General features: G+C 47.1%; 17 protein-coding genes. 7 read left to right on the top strand and 10 right to left on the bottom strand.

The window, feature by feature from the left end; all coding sequences use genetic code 11:
- Window positions 1-46 precede the first annotated feature (46 nt).
- The gene (locus BMZ28_RS09235) at window positions 47-631 is read left to right on the top strand and encodes a YajG family lipoprotein (protein WP_047782697.1); all 585 of its coding nucleotides are present in this window, start codon (window positions 47-49) and stop codon (window positions 629-631) included.
- A gap of 45 nt (window positions 632-676) precedes the next feature.
- Window positions 677-2,155 carry a muropeptide MFS transporter AmpG gene (gene ampG / locus BMZ28_RS09230; protein ID WP_074822621.1) on the top strand — a complete coding sequence of 493 codons (1,479 nt, stop codon included), beginning with the start codon at window positions 677-679 and terminating at the stop codon, window positions 2,153-2,155.
- Between the two features lie 93 nt (window positions 2,156-2,248).
- Here ampG and BMZ28_RS09225 read toward each other — a convergent pair whose 3' ends face one another.
- Together BMZ28_RS09225 and BMZ28_RS09220 are read right to left on the bottom strand one after the other, a co-directional pair.
- Window positions 2,249-2,740 carry a YajQ family cyclic di-GMP-binding protein gene (locus BMZ28_RS09225; protein ID WP_047781502.1) on the bottom strand — a complete coding sequence of 164 codons (492 nt, stop codon included), beginning with the start codon at window positions 2,738-2,740 and terminating at the stop codon, window positions 2,249-2,251.
- A 209-nt stretch (window positions 2,741-2,949) separates the two neighbouring features.
- Window positions 2,950-3,249 carry a DUF6694 family lipoprotein gene (locus BMZ28_RS09220; RefSeq protein WP_047781503.1) on the bottom strand — a complete coding sequence of 100 codons (300 nt, stop codon included), beginning with the start codon at window positions 3,247-3,249 and terminating at the stop codon, window positions 2,950-2,952.
- 238 nt (window positions 3,250-3,487) lie between these two features.
- Between BMZ28_RS09220 and yajL the strand changes: the two genes are divergently transcribed.
- The gene (yajL, locus tag BMZ28_RS09215; protein ID WP_074822619.1) at window positions 3,488-4,075 is read left to right on the top strand and encodes a protein deglycase YajL; all 588 of its coding nucleotides are present in this window, start codon (window positions 3,488-3,490) and stop codon (window positions 4,073-4,075) included.
- A 96-nt stretch (window positions 4,076-4,171) separates the two neighbouring features.
- On the opposite strand, the gene thiI is transcribed toward yajL, so the two are convergent.
- The gene (gene thiI, locus BMZ28_RS09210) at window positions 4,172-5,620 is read right to left on the bottom strand and encodes a tRNA uracil 4-sulfurtransferase ThiI (RefSeq protein WP_074822615.1); all 1,449 of its coding nucleotides are present in this window, start codon (window positions 5,618-5,620) and stop codon (window positions 4,172-4,174) included.
- A gap of 139 nt (window positions 5,621-5,759) precedes the next feature.
- Entirely contained in the window at window positions 5,760-7,202 is a 1,443-nt protein-coding gene (locus tag BMZ28_RS09205; RefSeq protein WP_074822837.1) for a protein adenylyltransferase SelO, read from the bottom strand.
- A 378-nt stretch (window positions 7,203-7,580) separates the two neighbouring features.
- Between BMZ28_RS09205 and xseB the strand changes: the two genes are divergently transcribed.
- Genes xseB through dxs form a run of 3 tightly spaced genes read left to right on the top strand, consistent with a single transcriptional unit; the run spans window position 7,581 to window position 10,629 of the window.
- A complete protein-coding gene (gene xseB / locus BMZ28_RS09200) occupies window positions 7,581-7,823 on the top strand; it encodes an exodeoxyribonuclease VII small subunit (RefSeq protein WP_074822835.1) in 243 nt (80 codons plus the stop codon).
- Window positions 7,823-8,725: a (2E,6E)-farnesyl diphosphate synthase gene (ispA, locus tag BMZ28_RS09195; RefSeq protein WP_047781506.1), complete on the top strand. Its 903-nt coding sequence runs from the start codon at window positions 7,823-7,825 to the stop codon at window positions 8,723-8,725. Before xseB ends, ispA begins: the two co-directional genes overlap by 1 nt.
- A gap of 38 nt (window positions 8,726-8,763) precedes the next feature.
- Window positions 8,764-10,629 (top strand): 1-deoxy-D-xylulose-5-phosphate synthase, encoded by a 1,866-nt coding sequence (gene dxs, locus BMZ28_RS09190; protein ID WP_074822612.1) that lies wholly within the window; start codon window positions 8,764-8,766, stop codon window positions 10,627-10,629.
- A gap of 138 nt (window positions 10,630-10,767) precedes the next feature.
- Here dxs and thiL read toward each other — a convergent pair whose 3' ends face one another.
- The 6 genes from thiL to bioA all read right to left on the bottom strand — a co-directional run bounded on the left by thiL (window position 10,768) and on the right by bioA (window position 16,062).
- A complete protein-coding gene (thiL, locus tag BMZ28_RS09185) occupies window positions 10,768-11,736 on the bottom strand; it encodes a thiamine-phosphate kinase (RefSeq protein WP_074822609.1) in 969 nt (322 codons plus the stop codon).
- 86 nt (window positions 11,737-11,822) lie between these two features.
- Window positions 11,823-12,245, bottom strand: coding sequence for a transcription antitermination factor NusB (gene nusB / locus BMZ28_RS09180; protein ID WP_047781509.1), 423 nt, complete (start codon window positions 12,243-12,245; stop codon window positions 11,823-11,825).
- A 56-nt stretch (window positions 12,246-12,301) separates the two neighbouring features.
- Entirely contained in the window at window positions 12,302-12,772 is a 471-nt protein-coding gene (ribH, locus tag BMZ28_RS09175) for a 6,7-dimethyl-8-ribityllumazine synthase (RefSeq protein WP_047781510.1), read from the bottom strand.
- A 111-nt stretch (window positions 12,773-12,883) separates the two neighbouring features.
- Window positions 12,884-13,993 carry a bifunctional diaminohydroxyphosphoribosylaminopyrimidine deaminase/5-amino-6-(5-phosphoribosylamino)uracil reductase RibD gene (gene ribD / locus BMZ28_RS09170; RefSeq protein ID WP_074822607.1) on the bottom strand — a complete coding sequence of 370 codons (1,110 nt, stop codon included), beginning with the start codon at window positions 13,991-13,993 and terminating at the stop codon, window positions 12,884-12,886.
- A 5-nt stretch (window positions 13,994-13,998) separates the two neighbouring features.
- Window positions 13,999-14,448: a transcriptional regulator NrdR gene (nrdR, locus tag BMZ28_RS09165; protein WP_047781512.1), complete on the bottom strand. Its 450-nt coding sequence runs from the start codon at window positions 14,446-14,448 to the stop codon at window positions 13,999-14,001.
- Between the two features lie 324 nt (window positions 14,449-14,772).
- Complete coding sequence (gene bioA, locus BMZ28_RS09160; RefSeq protein WP_074822605.1) at window positions 14,773-16,062, bottom strand: adenosylmethionine--8-amino-7-oxononanoate transaminase; 1,290 nt, start codon at window positions 16,060-16,062, stop codon at window positions 14,773-14,775.
- 87 nt (window positions 16,063-16,149) lie between these two features.
- On the opposite strand from bioA, the gene bioB reads away from it, so the two are divergent.
- On the top strand, window positions 16,150-17,187 hold the full coding sequence (bioB, locus tag BMZ28_RS09155; RefSeq protein WP_074822603.1) for a biotin synthase BioB: 1,038 nt from the start codon (window positions 16,150-16,152) through the stop codon (window positions 17,185-17,187).
- Window positions 17,188-17,189 lie beyond the last annotated feature (2 nt).

Below are 17,189 nucleotides of genomic sequence, written 5' to 3'. Positions count from 1 at the left end.
TGGAATAACAATTGAATCTAAAAGGTTTACCGTGAAAAAAATGACTATGTTCCAACGCATCCTTTTCCCATTACTGGCCCTATTTATTTTAGCCGGTTGTTCAAACCGTCCGAATACCACATTAAATATTAATCCGACCATGAATGTACCCCAGCAAGATCCAAGCCTGATGGGGGCAACAATCAGCATTACCAGTGCCGATCTACGTCAGGATAGCGCGCTAGCTAAAGTAAATCGTGAAGGTCAGATGCTGTCTTTAACACCGTCGCGCGATATGCGGTTCCTGTTACAGGAAGCGCTGGAAAAGCAAATTCGTGCCCGTGGTTATATGGTTGGCCCTGAAGGCAGCGTGAATGTTCAAGTGGTGATTAATAACCTGTTTGCCGATGTTCAAGAAGGCGACTTGCGCTATAACATTACCACTAAAGCCGATATTTCCATTATCTGCCAGGCCAAAAATGGTTCCCAGCAGACCAAAAATTTCCGCTCTACTCATAATACTAAAGGGGCCTTTCGCGCCACCAATAAGAATATCGAGAACGTAATCAATGATGCGTTAACCGACCTCATCAATGAAATGTCTCAGGATACCAGTATCAGTGACTTCATTCGTCAAAACGCCCGTGGGTAATCTGACACAATCCCCTACTTTCAACGGTAGGGGTTAACAAACCTTATGACTCATCACTATTTTAAAGTTTTTACTCAGCGCAATACCGCGGTTCTCTTGTTGCTTGGTTTCGCTTCAGGTTTACCACTGGCGTTAACATCCGGCACCTTACAGGCATGGATGACCGTGGCTGGGTTGGATTTGACCACCATTGGTTTTTTCTCATTGGTTGGTCAGGCCTACGTTTTCAAGTTCCTCTGGTCTCCGTTGATGGACCGCTATAGCCTGCCATTTCTTGGTCGTCGCCGTGGCTGGATGCTGTTAACTCAGGTATCGCTGATCATTCTGATTTTTGCTATCGGATGTTTGAATCCACAGCATGACCTTTGGCTGATGGCGGCATTAGCGGTCATGATTGCCTTCTTTTCGGCCTCACAAGATATTGTTTTTGATGCCTATAAAACCGATGTCCTCAGCGCCGAACAACGGGGAAACGGAGCGGCGATTTCAGTGCTCGGCTATCGCTTGGCGATGCTGGTTTCCGGCGGTTTAGCTCTGTGGATCGCTCACTATTATATCGGCTGGCGTTCAACCTATTGGTTGATGTCATTGCTGATGTTTATTGGTGTTTTCGCTACGTTATGGGCAAAAGAACCTGAATCCGAGATCGCTACACCACGCACCATTGAACAGGCCATCGTTGAGCCACTGAAGGACTTTTTTGGCCGCAATAACGCATGGCTAATTCTGCTGCTGATCGTGTTATATAAGATGGGTGATGCCTTTGCTGGCAGCCTGAGCACGACATTTCTGATTCGCGGCGTTGGTTTTAATGCCGGTGAAGTGGGCTTGGTGAATAAAACCCTTGGCCTGTTTGCCACCATCATTGGCGTACTGATTGGCGGCATCCTGATGCAACGTTTAACCTTATTCCGTGCCCTGATGCTATTTGGCATCCTGCAAGCCGTATCCAACTTCGGTTACTGGATACTGGCGGTGACGGATAAAAACATCATGACCATGGGCAGCGCTATTTTCTTCGAAAATCTGTGTGGCGGGATGGGAACCGCGGCTTTTGTGGCCTTGTTGATGACCCTGTGTAACCGGTCATTCTCTGCTACGCAATTCGCCCTGCTATCCGCGCTGTCTGCCGTTGGTCGGGTTTATGTTGGCCCCGTTGCCGGCTGGTTCGTCGAACATTACGACTGGCCGCTGTTTTATCTGTTCACCATTGTTATGGCCCTTCCTGGCTTATTCCTGTTGGCTATTTGCCGACAAACCCTGGAGTACACCCAGAAAAACGATAGCTTCCTGCCTCGCCTGCACTTTTCACAGCAATATCACTCCGCCATTCGTCTGGTTATTGCTGGCGCAGTTTTACTAGGCACTTGGTTGATTCTCCTGTTTTGGTCCGCGGCAGACTTCAGTGCTTTTTACTATCTCAAAGAGGTGCTGCTGAGCCTTGGCGGTTTGCTGTGCTTGATTGGCATTATTATGGGATGTCTACTGGATTATTTGGCGATTCGACAAAAAACTGCCAACTAAAAAGGCCATCTGCGGTTCTTTTTAGATCGGGTAAAACAAAAAGGCCTCAACAGAAATGAAACCTGCTGAGGCCAATTCAATCGGGATAACGGCTTAGTCGCGGAAATTATTAAACTGGAACGGCTGCCCCAATTCACCATTCTTCACTAGCGCCATCACACCCTGTAAATCATCACGAGACTTACCAGTAATACGCACCTGGTCGCCCTGAATTTGTGCCTGAACTTTCAGCTTGCTGTCTTTGACCAGCTTAATAATTTTTTTAGCGATATCTGATTCAATACCCTGCTTTAACTTCACTTCAACACTGTAGGTTTTGCCGCTGTGATCCATACTATCCGGGATCTCCATAGAAGCCCCTTCAATGCCTCGCTTAGATAGCTTGTCACGCAGAATATCCAACAGTTGCTGTACCTGAAACTCAGATTCACTGGAAACTTTAATCGTTTCGTTCTTTTCATTCAGATCAAAACTGGCTGGCACATTGCGGAAATCCCAGCGGTTGGTCAATTCACGGCTCGCATTCTCAACGGCGTTACGAACTTCTGGCATCTCAATTTCGGAAACAATATCGAAAGATGGCATAATTTATTCCTTTTTAATTCTGGCTATTTTAATGACAGATCATACTACCCATAAAAAATGGCCAATGAAAATCATCAAATATTATTATAATTAATAAATTAGAATAAAATCAAAGCGCCTGCATGCCGATTGTTTATACCCTAAAGAATTCATACTGTTGTTTTATCTGCCGCCCTCAACACAGCTGTGGGCGGCAAGATGTCAAAAAACTACTTATTGCCGCTAGCTTTGATCTCTTCAGCGGCCTTGATTATCTCATCAGCGCTCTTACCACCTAGCGCTTTAAGCAGTGCTTTTTCCCCTTCATCTTCTGACTTGGCTGACATCATCTCTTTTAATGAAATCAACACCAGAGAACCAGCAAACTCTTTCTGTTTTTCCTCAGGTAATGCTTTCATAATTTTCTCAACAGAGGCTTCCATTGCCGCCCGATTTGAGCCATCAATTTTATCACCACCACACCCTGCCAACATAAAAACAGCCGCACAAACTAAAATAAACTTTTTCATATCTTATTACCTATTATTAATGTAAGTGGGGATAATAGCAGGTGTAAAATTTGTTTAAATCGAAATAGTAATAAAACTTGCGCTTTGTCGCTGAAACGCGGTTAAAATCAACATGATGTTTACATCAATTTTAAATCTTCTACTTTTAATTATATAATCTACAAGTATTTTTCTAACCCCCACGCGATGACATCGGCAACATTTTTGACCGATAGTCTTATTGATTAAGGAACATCACATGGCACCAAGAGCATTAGTCTGTCTGGCCCACGGTAGCGAAGAAACTGAAGCCGTCACCACTATCGATCTATTGGTGCGCGGTGGCATCGAAGTGGTTACCGCCAGTGTAGAAGGTGACGGCTGTCTGCAAATTGTCTGTTCCCGCGGCGTTAAACTGCTCGCTGATTACCCACTGGTCGAAGTCGTCGATCAACATTTCGATGCCGTGGTTTTACCCGGTGGAGTGAAAGGGGCAGAATGTTTTCGCGATAGCCCGCTCTTGGTAGAAAGAGTACGCCAAACGCATATGAGTGGAAATATTGTGGCGGCCATTTGTGCCGCACCCGCACTAGTCTTGGAACACCATAATCTGTTTCCGCTTGGTAATATGGCGGTCAATCCGAGCTTTAAACATCTTATCCCGGCCGATAAATGGGTTGATCGACGGGTCAATTTTGACGCTCGCGTCAATTTAGTCACCAGCCAAGGGCTGGGCACCTCTATCGATTTTGGGCTAAAGCTAATTGAATTACTGGTTAATCGGGAAAAAGCAGCGGAAGTCGCAGAACAGCTGGTGGTTGCCCCCGGTATCTATGCCTATCTCTAAATGATTAAGCGGAGCATATTGCTCCGCTTAAAAACACCGATGATTGATAACCAGAATGCTGGTAAAAACGCCCAACATCCTGCTATATCAATAAAATCAGGCGCGATACACTTTCACATTATTGTATCCTTGCTCTTGTAGATAAAGTGCCTGTAACCGGCTCATTACCCCACGATCGCAATACAATAGGTAAGTTCTGGATTTATCCAGTTCACTGAATGCGCTCCCAAGCTTATAGAATGGGATATGTTGTACCGTAACGCCTTCCAGTTGTAACGGCTGGCTTTCATGCTCTTCAGACGAACGAATATCAATAATCACATCTTTAGCACCAAAAGCAGCGACGGTCTCAACCTCAGTAATCTGCTGCTGAGCCTGCTCGGCAATCTGACGGATATCAATATTCACCGCTTCTGCCACCACACGCTCTAAAATAGTGAAATCAAATTTGGCCTCTTCAGCCTCAATTTTCTCTTTCACTGCTTTCACCGTTGGGCTTTTGGAAATCACACCACAAAACTCAGGCATGGTTTTAGCAAAATCTTCTGTGCCAATCTGACGAGCCATATTAATAATATGCTCTTTATCATGGGAAATGAGCGGACGCAGAATTAACGTATCGGATGCATTATCAATCAGACGCAAATTGGTTAATGTCTGACTGGAAACCTGACCTAACGCTTCACCGGTCACAATCGCTTGCACGCCATAACGCTCGGCAATTGCAGATGAGGCTCTGACCATCATGCGTTTTAGCACCACGCCCATTTGGCCATCGTCCACTTTCTCCAGAATTTCGCCAACCACTGGAGCAAAATCCACGGAAATAAAGCGTACTTTGTGCGAACTGCCAAAACGGTTCCAAATATAGTGAGCCACCTGTTTCACCCCAATTTCATGGGTTGCCCCACCTAAATTGAAGAAACAGTAGTGCACACGACAGCCGCGACGCATCAACATATAGCTGGAGACGCCAGAATCGAAACCGCCGGAAATCAGAGAAAGTACATCTTCCTGAGTACCAATCGGGAAGCCACCTAAACCTTCATAACGCGCCTGAACCAGAATCAAACGATCGTCTTCAATTTCTAAACGCACCGTGACCTGAGGCTTGGTCAAATTAACTTTGGCCGATTCAATATGTTGATTCAAGCCACCGCCAACGTAACGCTCTACGTCCTGCGAGTTAAAAGGTTGCTTACCGCGACGCTTTACACGTACACAGAAAGTCTTGCCTTCCAATTGCTCGCGATAGTTCGCTAACGTCTGCTCGAAGATATCATGCATATCCGTATACGGACGTTCATCCACTTCCAGAATATGGTGAATACCCGGAATTCGCGTCAATGCCTCACGAATAATCGGCGCATTTGACTCATCTTTGGTTCTGACTTCCAGATAATCCCAGTGGCGCACCACGGCACACTCTTCAATCTGCTGCCTTAATACGTTACGGACGCTTCCGGTGAGTATTTTAATAAAGCGCATACGAACAGACTGGCTTTTGATGGTAATTTCTGGGAACAGCTTAATGATAAACTTCATGATAGTTGCGAATACTTACGTAGTTAGAACAAAAAAAGGATGGGTGTATTTTCTGGGCGAGGAGTATACACCCTGAAGGGGAACCGGCGCACTAAACAATCAACGCCGGCGGCGATATTTTACCAATTTCACCAAAAAATCAGCTGGAACAGGAAATTTCCAGCGTTTTTCCCCATTCCGGCGGCAGCGCGGTAAGGTCATCAAATTCAGTAGCGTCCTGATAAGGCACCTGCAATCCCTGATGAAGGTGAGCCAGTATGCTAATGTCATCTTGCTCTGCGGCTTCGATAGCTTGCTGGGCAAGATAGTTGCGCAGAATACGCTGAGGATTAGCTGACTTCATGGTCTGCTGGCGCTGTTCATCACTCACCTGTTCCTGCTGCAAACGCCCTCGATATGCCTGATACCATGTATCAAACGCTTGGCGATCGATAAATTCATCACGTAGGGCAACCTGACTATCAGACTGTTCTACCTGACTGAGTAAACTAAATGTCCGGGTATAATCTCGTTTTTCTTTGGCCATTAAATCCAGCAGTTGATTTAATAAATCATTATCCTGCGTATCTGTAGTAAACATACCCAGTTTGGCGCGCATCAGTTGACCATAAGCGCTCATTAACGCAGGCTCATACGCGGCCAATCCGGCCTGCAACTGTTCCATGGTCATCAATCCAGATAACGCATTCGCCAGTTTATGTAGATTCCAATAGGCCACCGATGGCTGATTATTAAAAGCGTATCGCCCATTATAATCACTGTGATTACAGATATACTGCGGGTTGTAATCATCCAGAAAACCGTAAGGGCCAAAATCGATGGTAAGCCCCAAAATCGACATATTGTCGGTATTCATCACCCCATGGGCAAAACCGACGGACTGCCACTGGGCAATCAATCTGGCGGTACGTTCAACGATATCTTTAAACCATAGAAAATAGCTATCGCTCTGACCAACCAACTGCGGCCAGTGATGAGCAATCGCGTAGTCAGCCAATTGTTGAACCTGCTCCTGCTGATTGCGATGATAAAAATGTTCAAAATGACCGAAGCGAATATGGCTTTCCGCAATGCGCATTAACATGGCACCACGTTCCGGCTGTTCACGAAATACTGGTTGTTGGCTGGTGACAATCGTCAATGCTCGGGTGGTTGGAATGCCAAGATAATGCAAAGCCTCAGAAGCCAGAAATTCTCGAACTACCGAGCGCAACACCGCTCTGCCATCCCCCATTCGTGAATAAGGTGTGAGCCCTGCCCCTTTCAGGTGCCAGTCCACTTTAGGCCCATGTTCAGGTAATTGCTCACCCAATAAGATACCGCGCCCATCGCCTAATTGACCGGCCCAGACACCAAACTGATGACCGCTGTAAACTTGTGCCAGCGGTTTCATACCCGGCAGCAGTCGTTCCCCTGACCATATTTTCTGGTTATCGCCAACAAACAGTGCGTTATCCAATCCCAGTTCTTGCGCTAACGGCTGACTATGATACAGCAGCCTAGACTGTGTTAAAGGCGTTGGATTAAGCTCGGTATAGAAACCCGGCAGTTCATCGTAATAATCGTGGCTAAATGTTGGCATCATCAGAAAATGCATCCGTTTATCTTTAACAGGTAAATCAGTGTAGAGCCGTTGAACACAAATTAACACGGACTAATCATGGGGAAATTAAGATTTATCGCCTTTGGCGGTATGGACGCTAGGTTACTTATTCAACTTATTCATGGGTAACATGTTAATATTATGTACAAGAGCACAATTTCATGGTCAAAACACATTCTTATAAGCCATTTAATGGTAAACTCCGTTACATTGATAAGGTATGGTTTAACCATCGCCAATAGAATAATCAGCGTAAGGCCACATTAGTGGTGTTATGATTAGCGACAACACAAAGATATCAAATCACCCGTGATTGCTTACAACATTTAATCGAAACCACTACTAAATATGCCCAAAATGCCAAAAAAAGCGCCTCAGCCAGCCAGTTTTGAAACTGCGCTCAGTGAACTGGAACATATTGTTAATCGCCTTGAAAGCGGTGATTTACCGCTGGAAGACGCGTTAAATGAGTTTGAACGCGGTATCCAACTGGCACGTCAAGGTCAGCAACAGCTACAGCAAGCAGAACAACGGGTACAAATCCTGTTGAACGGCGATGCACAGGCTCAACTTTCACCTTTTGAGCCGGATGAAGCCTGATGAGTTCGTTTATTGAGCTTCAAACCCAACATCGCCATCGTGTTGATCGCGCCATTGAAGGATATATTTCCTCTCTGCCGTTTAATCAATCAGCAATGGTAGAAGCCATGCGTCACGGAGCCCTGCTTGGGGGAAAGCGGCTAAGACCATTTTTGGTCTATGCCACCGGAGAAATGCTTGGGCTGTCACCAGATAATCTTGATGCGCCGGCAGCAGCGATTGAATGTATTCACGCCTACTCCCTGATTCACGATGATCTACCGGCGATGGATGACGATGACTTACGCCGCGGCCAACCAACCTGTCATATCAAATTCGGCGAAGCCCATGCCATTTTAGCCGGTGATGCGTTGCAAACGCTGGCATTTTCGATTTTGTGCGATGCGCCAATGCCCGACGTTCAGATCGCTGACCGCTTGGCCATGATCGGTGAACTGGCTCATGCCAGTGGCGCTGCCGGTATGTGTGCCGGACAAGCGCTGGATCTGGAGGCAGAAAAACGTAAGGTTAATCTGCAAGAGCTTGAACGCATCCACCGCCATAAAACGGGTGCCCTGATTCGTGCCGCTATCCGCTTGGCCGCTTTAGCCGCAGGCGAACCGGGCAAAGCGGCGTTGCCATTGTTGGATCGCTATGCTAATGCTATCGGTCTCGCCTTTCAGGTGCAGGATGATATTTTAGACGTAGTTGGCGCAACGGAAAAAACCGGTAAGCGTCAAGGTTCCGATCTGCAACACGAAAAAAGCACCTATCCAGCGTTACTGGGTATCGCCGGCGCACAGACTAAGGCTTTAGATCTGTACCGGGAAGCAATGGATTCGCTATCCGAATTAGCTGCGCAGTCTTATAATACCGCGGCACTGGAAGCACTGGCCGGTTTTATTATTGAACGTGATAATTAAACTGTACTTTTAAGCACACTATTTTAGACGAGTTTTGGATGAGTCTTGATATAACCCAATACCCAACGTTGGCGTTAATAAATAACCCCGACGATTTACGACTGATATCAAAAGATAAGCTGCAGTTGCTTTGCGAAGAGCTGCGTCAATATCTGCTGAACAGCGTTAGTCGCTCCAGTGGTCATCTGGCCTCTGGGCTGGGGACGGTAGAACTGACGGTAGCATTACACTATGTTTATAACACACCGTTCGACCATATCGTCTGGGACGTAGGTCATCAGGCCTATCCGCACAAGATTCTGACTGAGCGGCGCGATCGCATGCCGACCATTCGCCAAAAGGATGGCCTCCATCCTTTCCCATGGCGTGAAGAAAGTGAATACGATGTGTTATCGGTGGGTCATTCCTCGACTTCTATCAGTGCAGGTCTGGGTTTGGCCGTTGCTGCCCAGCGGGAAGGCAAAGGCCGTCGCACCGCCTGCGTTATCGGTGATGGCGCGATTACCGCCGGTATGGCATTTGAAGCGATGAACCATGCTGGTGATATCAAACCCGATATGCTGGTTATTCTGAATGATAATGAAATGTCGATTTCAGAAAACGTCGGGGCTTTGAATAATCATCTGGCGCAAATTCTATCCGGTAAGCTCTACTCAACTCTACGCGAAAGCGGCAAGATGATGTTATCCGGCTTACCGCCAATTAAAGAGCTGGTAAAGCGCACCGAAGAACATCTGAAAGGCATGGTCGTTCCCGGCACGCTATTTGAAGAGTTTGGCTTTAACTATATCGGTCCGGTTGACGGCCATGATGTACAAGCCCTGGTACAAACGCTGAAAAACATGCGTAGCCTGAAAGGTCCTCAGTTCCTGCACATCATGACCAAGAAAGGCAAAGGTTATGCGCCAGCAGAGAAAGATCCTATCGGCTGGCATGGCGTGCCTAAGTTTGATCCTGAAACTGGCACCCAACAAAAAGGCGGTAGTTCATACCCAAGCTATTCCAATATCTTCGGTGACTGGCTCTGTGAAACCGCCGCCACCGATGACAAACTGATGGCGGTAACGCCAGCCATGCGTGAAGGTTCAGGCATGGTGCGTTTCTCTCGTGAATATCCTGAACAATATTTTGACGTCGCCATTGCAGAACAGCATGCGGTAACCTTTGCTGCCGGTCTGGCTATTGGTGGTTATAAGCCTATTGTGGCTATTTATTCTACTTTCCTACAGCGCGCCTACGATCAGGTTATCCATGATGTAGCCATTCAAAAACTACCGGTCATGTTTGCTATCGATCGCGGCGGGATTGTCGGCGCTGACGGCCCAACCCATCAAGGCGCCTTTGACCTCAGCTATCTGCGTTGTATACCGGATATGGTGGTGATGACGCCAAGCGATGAAAACGAATGTCGCCAAATGCTGTTTACCGGCCACCATTATCAGCAAGGTCCGGTGGCCGTACGCTATCCACGCGGCAACGGAACCGGTGCAGAATTAACGCCGCTGGCCATGTTACCCATCGGGAAAGCCAAAGTACGTCGTGAAGGGGAGAAAATCGCTATTCTTAACTTCGGTACGTTATTGCCTGAAGCCCTGCTGGCCGCAGAACAGCTCAACGCCACCGTCGTGGATATGCGCTTTGTTAAACCGTTGGATCAGTCGCTCATCCTTTCATTAGCAGAAAGTCATGACGCGCTAATTACGCTGGAAGAAAATACCATTGTGGGTGGTGCCGGCAGTGGCGTAAACGAAGTGCTAATGGCTCATCGCAAGATGATTCCGGTGCTGAATATTGGTTTACCTGATGTCTTTGTTCCGCAAGGGAGTCAGGACGAAATACGGGCTGATATAGGCTTAGATGCCAACGGTATTATTCGGCAGATAGCCGACTGGCAGAATCAATAATACTCACAAGCGATGGCAATGATGTTTATCTTTGCCATCGCTTAGTGAAACTCAATAGCGACCAGACATCCATTCATCCCTAGTACCCCAGAGGCCTGATACCAATTCACTACTCACCTAATCCGCAGTCTTGCCCCATCAACTAAAGTGGTCAAAACCATGGCCTGCAAACTTTACCGGTTGATTACCATCGAACAGCTGTAATCCATTATTTGCCGTAATCTGACCGATACAGGTATAGGGAATCCCCAATCCAGAAAGCGCCGTATCCAATGCACCACGATTATCTTCCGGTACGGTAAAGCACAGTTCATAATCTTCACCACCGCTCAACGCCCAACGAATGGCTTGCTCTCGATGGCAATTGTCTGATAAAGCCTTAGAAAAAACCAAACGGTCGAGATAAACCTTGGCACCGCATCCACTGGCTTTCAGGATATGTCCTAAATCAGAGATCAGGCCATCGGATAAATCGATAGCTGACGTTGCCAACTGGCGCATCCCCTGCCCCATCAAAATTCGCGGCGTCGGACGTAGATGGCGCTTAACCAGATAGTCACGGGCCTCCTTATCTTCAACCTGCAACTGGTCTTGAAGAATCGCCAGACCAGCGGCGCTGTCGCCCAGCCAGCCCGTCACATAGATCCAGTTACCCACTTTGGCACCACCACGGGTCAATTCTTTATTCATCGGCACCCAACCGTTAATGGTTAAGGTCAGGCTAAGAGGACCTTTGGTGGTATCACCGCCAATCAACTGCATACCGTAATAATTCAACTGCCGGAAAAAGCTGTCACTGAAAGCGTCTAACCAAGGCTCATTAATTTCAGGTAACGTCAGCGCCAGAGAAACCCATGCAGGGTCGGCTCCCATCGCAGCAAGATCGCTTAAGTTCACCGCCAATGCTTTATAGCCTAAATCGGCAGGATCAATATCGGGGAGAAAGTGAATACCAGAAACCAAAGTATCAGTACTGATGGCCAAATATTGCTTCTGGGAAGGGACTAACAGCGCACAATCGTCACCAATACCTAGTCGGACGTCTTTGCGAGTATTACCCTGACGATTGAAATAGCGGGCAATAATATCAAACTCACCACTGGACATAACGGCGATACTCCAGAATTACTTAGCAGTAAGGCCGGCAATGCCGGCCTTACTTGGCTTCTAAATTGTAGTTTAAACTGCACAAACTATTTTGCATTGCGTACGCGCAAACGGGGAACGACTTTATCCAGAACACCGTTAACAAACTTATGGCTGTCATCTGCACCAAAAGTTTTAGCCAACTCAATAGCTTCGTTGATAACCACTTTATAAGGGATATCTTCGCGTTTACTCAGTTCATAGACTGCAACACGCAAAATTGCCCTTTCTATTTGCCCGAGCTCATCTAACGTACGGGACAAATAAGGTGCCATCAGCTTATCCAGTTCACCAGCATGGGTTGCCGCACCAGAAAACAGCTCACGGAAATAGGTTAAATCAACGTCTTTGACGTCCTGTTCCGTCAGAAATTCTAACTCAACATCGGCAATATCATTTTTAGATAGCTGCCAAGAGTAAAGCGCCTGAACGGCACATTCACGGGCGCGGCGGCGAGCTGCAGGTTTCACGGAATTCCCCTTAAATCTTAGTCAGACAATCAATCCTTCAGAGTGAACATTCACTCTTAGGCTTTAATCGCCTTAATTACATTAATCATTTCCAGCGCGGTCAACGCCGCTTCAGCACCTTTGTTACCGGCTTTAGTTCCGGCACGCTCGATAGCTTGCTCAATATTTTCAGTGGTTAATACACCAAAAGAGACTGGAATTTGGCTGTTCATCGCAACGCTGGACAAGCCTGAGCTGCTTTCACCGGCAACAAATTCAAAGTGCGCTGTACCGCCACGAATTACGGTACCTAAAGCAACAACCGCATCATAACGACCGGTATCAGCCAATGTACGGGCAGTTAATGGCAACTCATAAGCGCCAGGAACCCATACTACGGTAATATTCGAATCAGAAACCTGACCAATACGTTTTAGTGCATCGATAGCACCTTGCAACAGGCTATCATTAATAAAGCTGTTAAAGCGTGCAATAGTAATAGCAACACGGGCTTCTGGTGCTGCCACAATACCTTCAATAACGTTCATAAAAGTATACCCTTGGTTTCTTGATTCATTAACCCGATTAAGGGGGCGGATTCTATCATACTCTTTCGTGCGCCGCGCTGCGGATTTACGCTCTACGGGTAATTATTGGTGTCAACTGTGGGTAAACAGGCGTAAACGCAGGTCATCACCGGTTTGCTGAACATCATGTAGTTTAAATTGCAGCGCCTGAGACAACCGCTCAAGACCGGGTAATTTACACAACCCCATCGCCCCATCGCCCAACAGTTTCGGCGCCAGATACAAAACCAATTCGTCCACTAAGCCAGCCTGTAGCAATGCGCCAGCAATAGTAGGCCCAGCTTCCGTCCAAATAGTATTAATCTGCCTACGACCCAATTGCATCATTAATACCACCAGATCGAGACCACCATTATGTTCAGGCACAATCAGTTGTTCAACATGCGGCGGCCAATTTTCATGGCCTTTTTGGCTACGCACCAGCCAAATATCACCCGGCAGGGAAAATAGCTTTAGATCTGGCGTTAAGCGATTATGCCTATCCAGAATAACTCGCACCGGCTGACGAAGCGCATCCTGAGGGTAATATTGCTGAATCTCATCGTTCAATTCAGACCAGCGCACGTTTAAGGATGGATTGTCTGCCAGCACTGTCGCACTGGTGCTTAAAATGGCTGAACTTTGCGCTCTGAATTGCTGAACATCACGACGAGAATCCACCGAAGTGATCCACTGGCTTTCACCTGATGCCATGGCCGTTTTACCATCCAGAGAAGCCGCCAGCTTTAGTTGAAGATAAGGGAAACCGGTGCGCATCCGTTTAAAAAAGCCACGGTTAACCGCTTCGGCTTCCGCCATCATCAGTCCGTGTTCAACCGCAATGCCGGCCTGCTGTAAACGGTACAACCCCCGGCCTGCAACTTCAGGATTGGGATCCTGCATTGCAGCGATAACCCTTACCACCCCCGCATTAACCAATGCGTCAGCACAGGGAGGCGTTCGCCCATGGTGGCTACAGGGCTCTAAAGTCACATAAGCCGTGGCGCCTTTCGCCTGTTCACCCGCCATGCGTAGAGCATGTACTTCGGCATGGGGTTCCCCGGCCTTATGGTGATACCCTTCTCCGACAATGACGCCATCGCGCACCAGTACACAGCCGACGTTTGGATTAGGCGTTGTGGTAAAACGCCCCATCCGCGCCAGTTCCAGCGCTCGCGCCATAAATTGGGCATCATTTTGCATGTGTATTAATCCTGCAGTTTAGCGATCTCTTCACCAAATTCACGAATATCCTCAAAACTGCGATAGACGGAAGCAAAACGGATATAGGCAACCTTATCCAGTTTTCTTAAGGCTTCCATCACCAAATTGCCAACCATAGATGCCTGAACCTCTCGCTCTCCGGTAGCACGCAGTTGGGATTTAATATGGCTAATGGCCATTTCGATATCGTCCGAATTCACCGGACGCTTTTCCAATGCCTTCAACATACCCCGACGCAGCTTTTCCTCATCGAACGGTTCGCGAATTTCATTGCTCTTAATAATTCTCGGCATAACCAGTTCGGCAACTTCAAAAGTTGTAAAGCGCTCATTACAAACCAGACATTGGCGACGACGGCGAACCTGTGAACCATCGCCGACCAAACGTGAATCAATCACTTTGGTATCAACAGCGGCACAAAATGGGCAATGCATAACGTCTCCTGAAAATAGTCCCAAGGAACAAGCGAATAGTTACTTCTTGATATTATTCTAAACGGCTGCGATCAATAGTGATATAGCCATAATACTCAGAAATTGGATATTTATTAAGTAATCAATAAGGTTACGTCTCTAATCGTCTATTATCTCAGCAATATATATAGCTTATTTTATTAAACGACCAACGCCTTACTCCATCGACAGATATTTTGCTATCAGGTGAAAACCAACACTTATATCGCTATTCGCATTATAAAAACATACTCTCTATTGCCATCAACATCATTCTCATTTGAGCTAATGGCAAAAATAAATAGTCTATTCGCCGAAAACCACATCGGGCCTTGATACCGCCTCGCTAATGGCCGTGGTTAATCGAATAAGTTGCTCAGAACTGATAATGAAAGGCGGCATCAAATAGATCAATTTACCAAACGGTCGAATCCATACTCCCTGTTTAACAAAAAATTGTTGCAGGCTGGCGACATTCACCGGTCGGGTCATTTCAACAACACCTATCGCCCCTAACACCCTAACATCTTGCACTTGCGGGTGCTCCAACAAAGGCATTAACCCTTTGTTCAGTCCTTCTGCAATCGCGGCCACCTGCCCCTGCCAATGATTTTGCGCCAATAAATCGAGACTGGCGCAGGCTACAGAACAGGCCAAAGGATTTGCCATAAAAGTTGGGCCATGCATAAAACAGCCAGCCTCACCCTGACTAATCGTTTGAGCGATATTTCTCGTGGTTATCACAGCGGAGAGCGTCATATAACCACCGGTTAACGCTTTCCCCATACACTGAATATCCGGCACAATTTGCCCATGCTGACAGGCAAACAGCTTACCGGTTCGGCCAAAGCCGGTGGCAATTTCATCGCTGATTAACAAAATCTGGTATTCATCACACAGTTGGCGAATCCGTGTCAGATAGTTAGGATGGTAAAAACGCATACCGCCGGCCCCTTGAACAATGGGTTCCAGAATAACGGCGGCAATCTGTGAATGATGCTGATTCAGCAACGATGAGAAATGTTCAAGACCGTTATCGTTCCATTGACCATCGAAAGGAATATCAACCCCATCGGCAAACAGATTGTCAGGTAAGAATCCCTGATAAAGCTGATGCATCGAGTTTTGCGGATCGCACACCGACATGGCACCAAAAGTGTCACCGTGATAGCCATTGCTCAACGTAAGAAATTTTTGCCGGGGTTGCCCCTTTGCCTGCCAGTATTGCAAAGCCATTTTCATGGCCACTTCCACCGCCACCGAGCCTGAATCAGCCAGAAATACACAGTCCAATCCATCACCGGTGATATCCACCAAGCGACGACACAGCTCAACCGCTGGCTGATGAGTAATGCCGCCAAACATCACATGAGACATCTTATCTAACTGCTCACTCACCGCTTGATTGAGGAACGGATGATTATAGCCATGAATCGATGCCCACCAGGAAGACATGCCATCAATTAAGCGCCTGCCGTCTTCCAGTTGAAGTTCAACGCCTTGCGCTGAATGCACCGGATAGCAAGGCAACGGCTCCGTCATGGAGGTGTAAGGATGCCAGATATGGCGACGATCGAATTCTAAATCAGTAAGCATAAAAACCAGTAGTAAACCAAATTGACATAAATTTAGTTTACATATAAAGTTTTTTGAAACCAATAAAAGATTGAATAGAGCAATATAATGAGCCAAATGCCACGTTGGACGCCAGAACAAACTCAGGCGTTATTCGATACGCCACTGTTAGAACTCATCTTCACCGCCCAAACGATACATCGGCAGAATTTTGATCCTCTTAAGATTCAGGTCAGTACTCTGCTATCCATCAAAACCGGTAATTGCCCGGAAGACTGTAAGTATTGCCCGCAAAGTGCCCGTTATAGAACCGGTCTGGACACCGAACAGCTCATGGCAGTGGAACAGGTTCTGACGTCGGCTCGGCAAGCTAAGGCCGCAGGCTCCAGTCGTTTTTGTATGGGCGCTGCCTGGAAAAATCCTCACGATCGCGATATGCCTTATCTGGAACAGATGGTCAAAGGGGTCAAAGAGATGGGAATGGAAACCTGCATGACGCTGGGCACGTTATCCGATCAACAGGCTAGTCGTTTAGCACAGGCGGGGCTGGATTATTACAACCATAATCTCGATACCTCCCCCGAGTTTTACGGCAATATCATCACTACCCGAAGCTATCAGGAGCGTCTGGATACGCTGGAAAAAGTGCGTGAAGCCGGCATTAAAGTGTGCTCCGGCGGTATTGTCGGGCTAGGAGAAACGGTACGCGACCGTATCGGTTTACTGGTGCAATTAGCTAACCTACCCAAAGTCCCGGAAAGCGTTCCCATCAATATGCTGGTGAAAGTTAAAGGCACACCTTTGGCAGATAATGACGATATCGACGCATTTGATTTTATCCGTACCATTGCAGTAGCGCGCATCATGATGCCAACCTCTTATGTTCGCCTTTCTGCTGGCCGTGAACAGATGAATGAACAGACGCAGGCAATGTGTTTTATGGCCGGTGCCAATTCAATTTTCTACGGCTGTAAGCTCCTGACCACGCCAAATCCGGGTGAAGACAAAGACGTGCAGCTGTTCCGTAAACTTGGCCTAAATTCACAGTTAACCGAAACCGTACACGGTGATAATCAACAGCAGCAACTCCTGACCGAGCAGCTATTGCACGCCGATACCGAACAGTATTACAACGCAGCCCTATAATC

The sequence above is a fragment of the Pragia fontium DSM 5563 = ATCC 49100 genome (assembly GCF_900112475.1).
GTDB lineage: Bacteria > Pseudomonadota > Gammaproteobacteria > Enterobacterales > Enterobacteriaceae > Pragia > Pragia fontium.
This window is presented reverse-complemented; position numbering and strand designations above follow the sequence as displayed.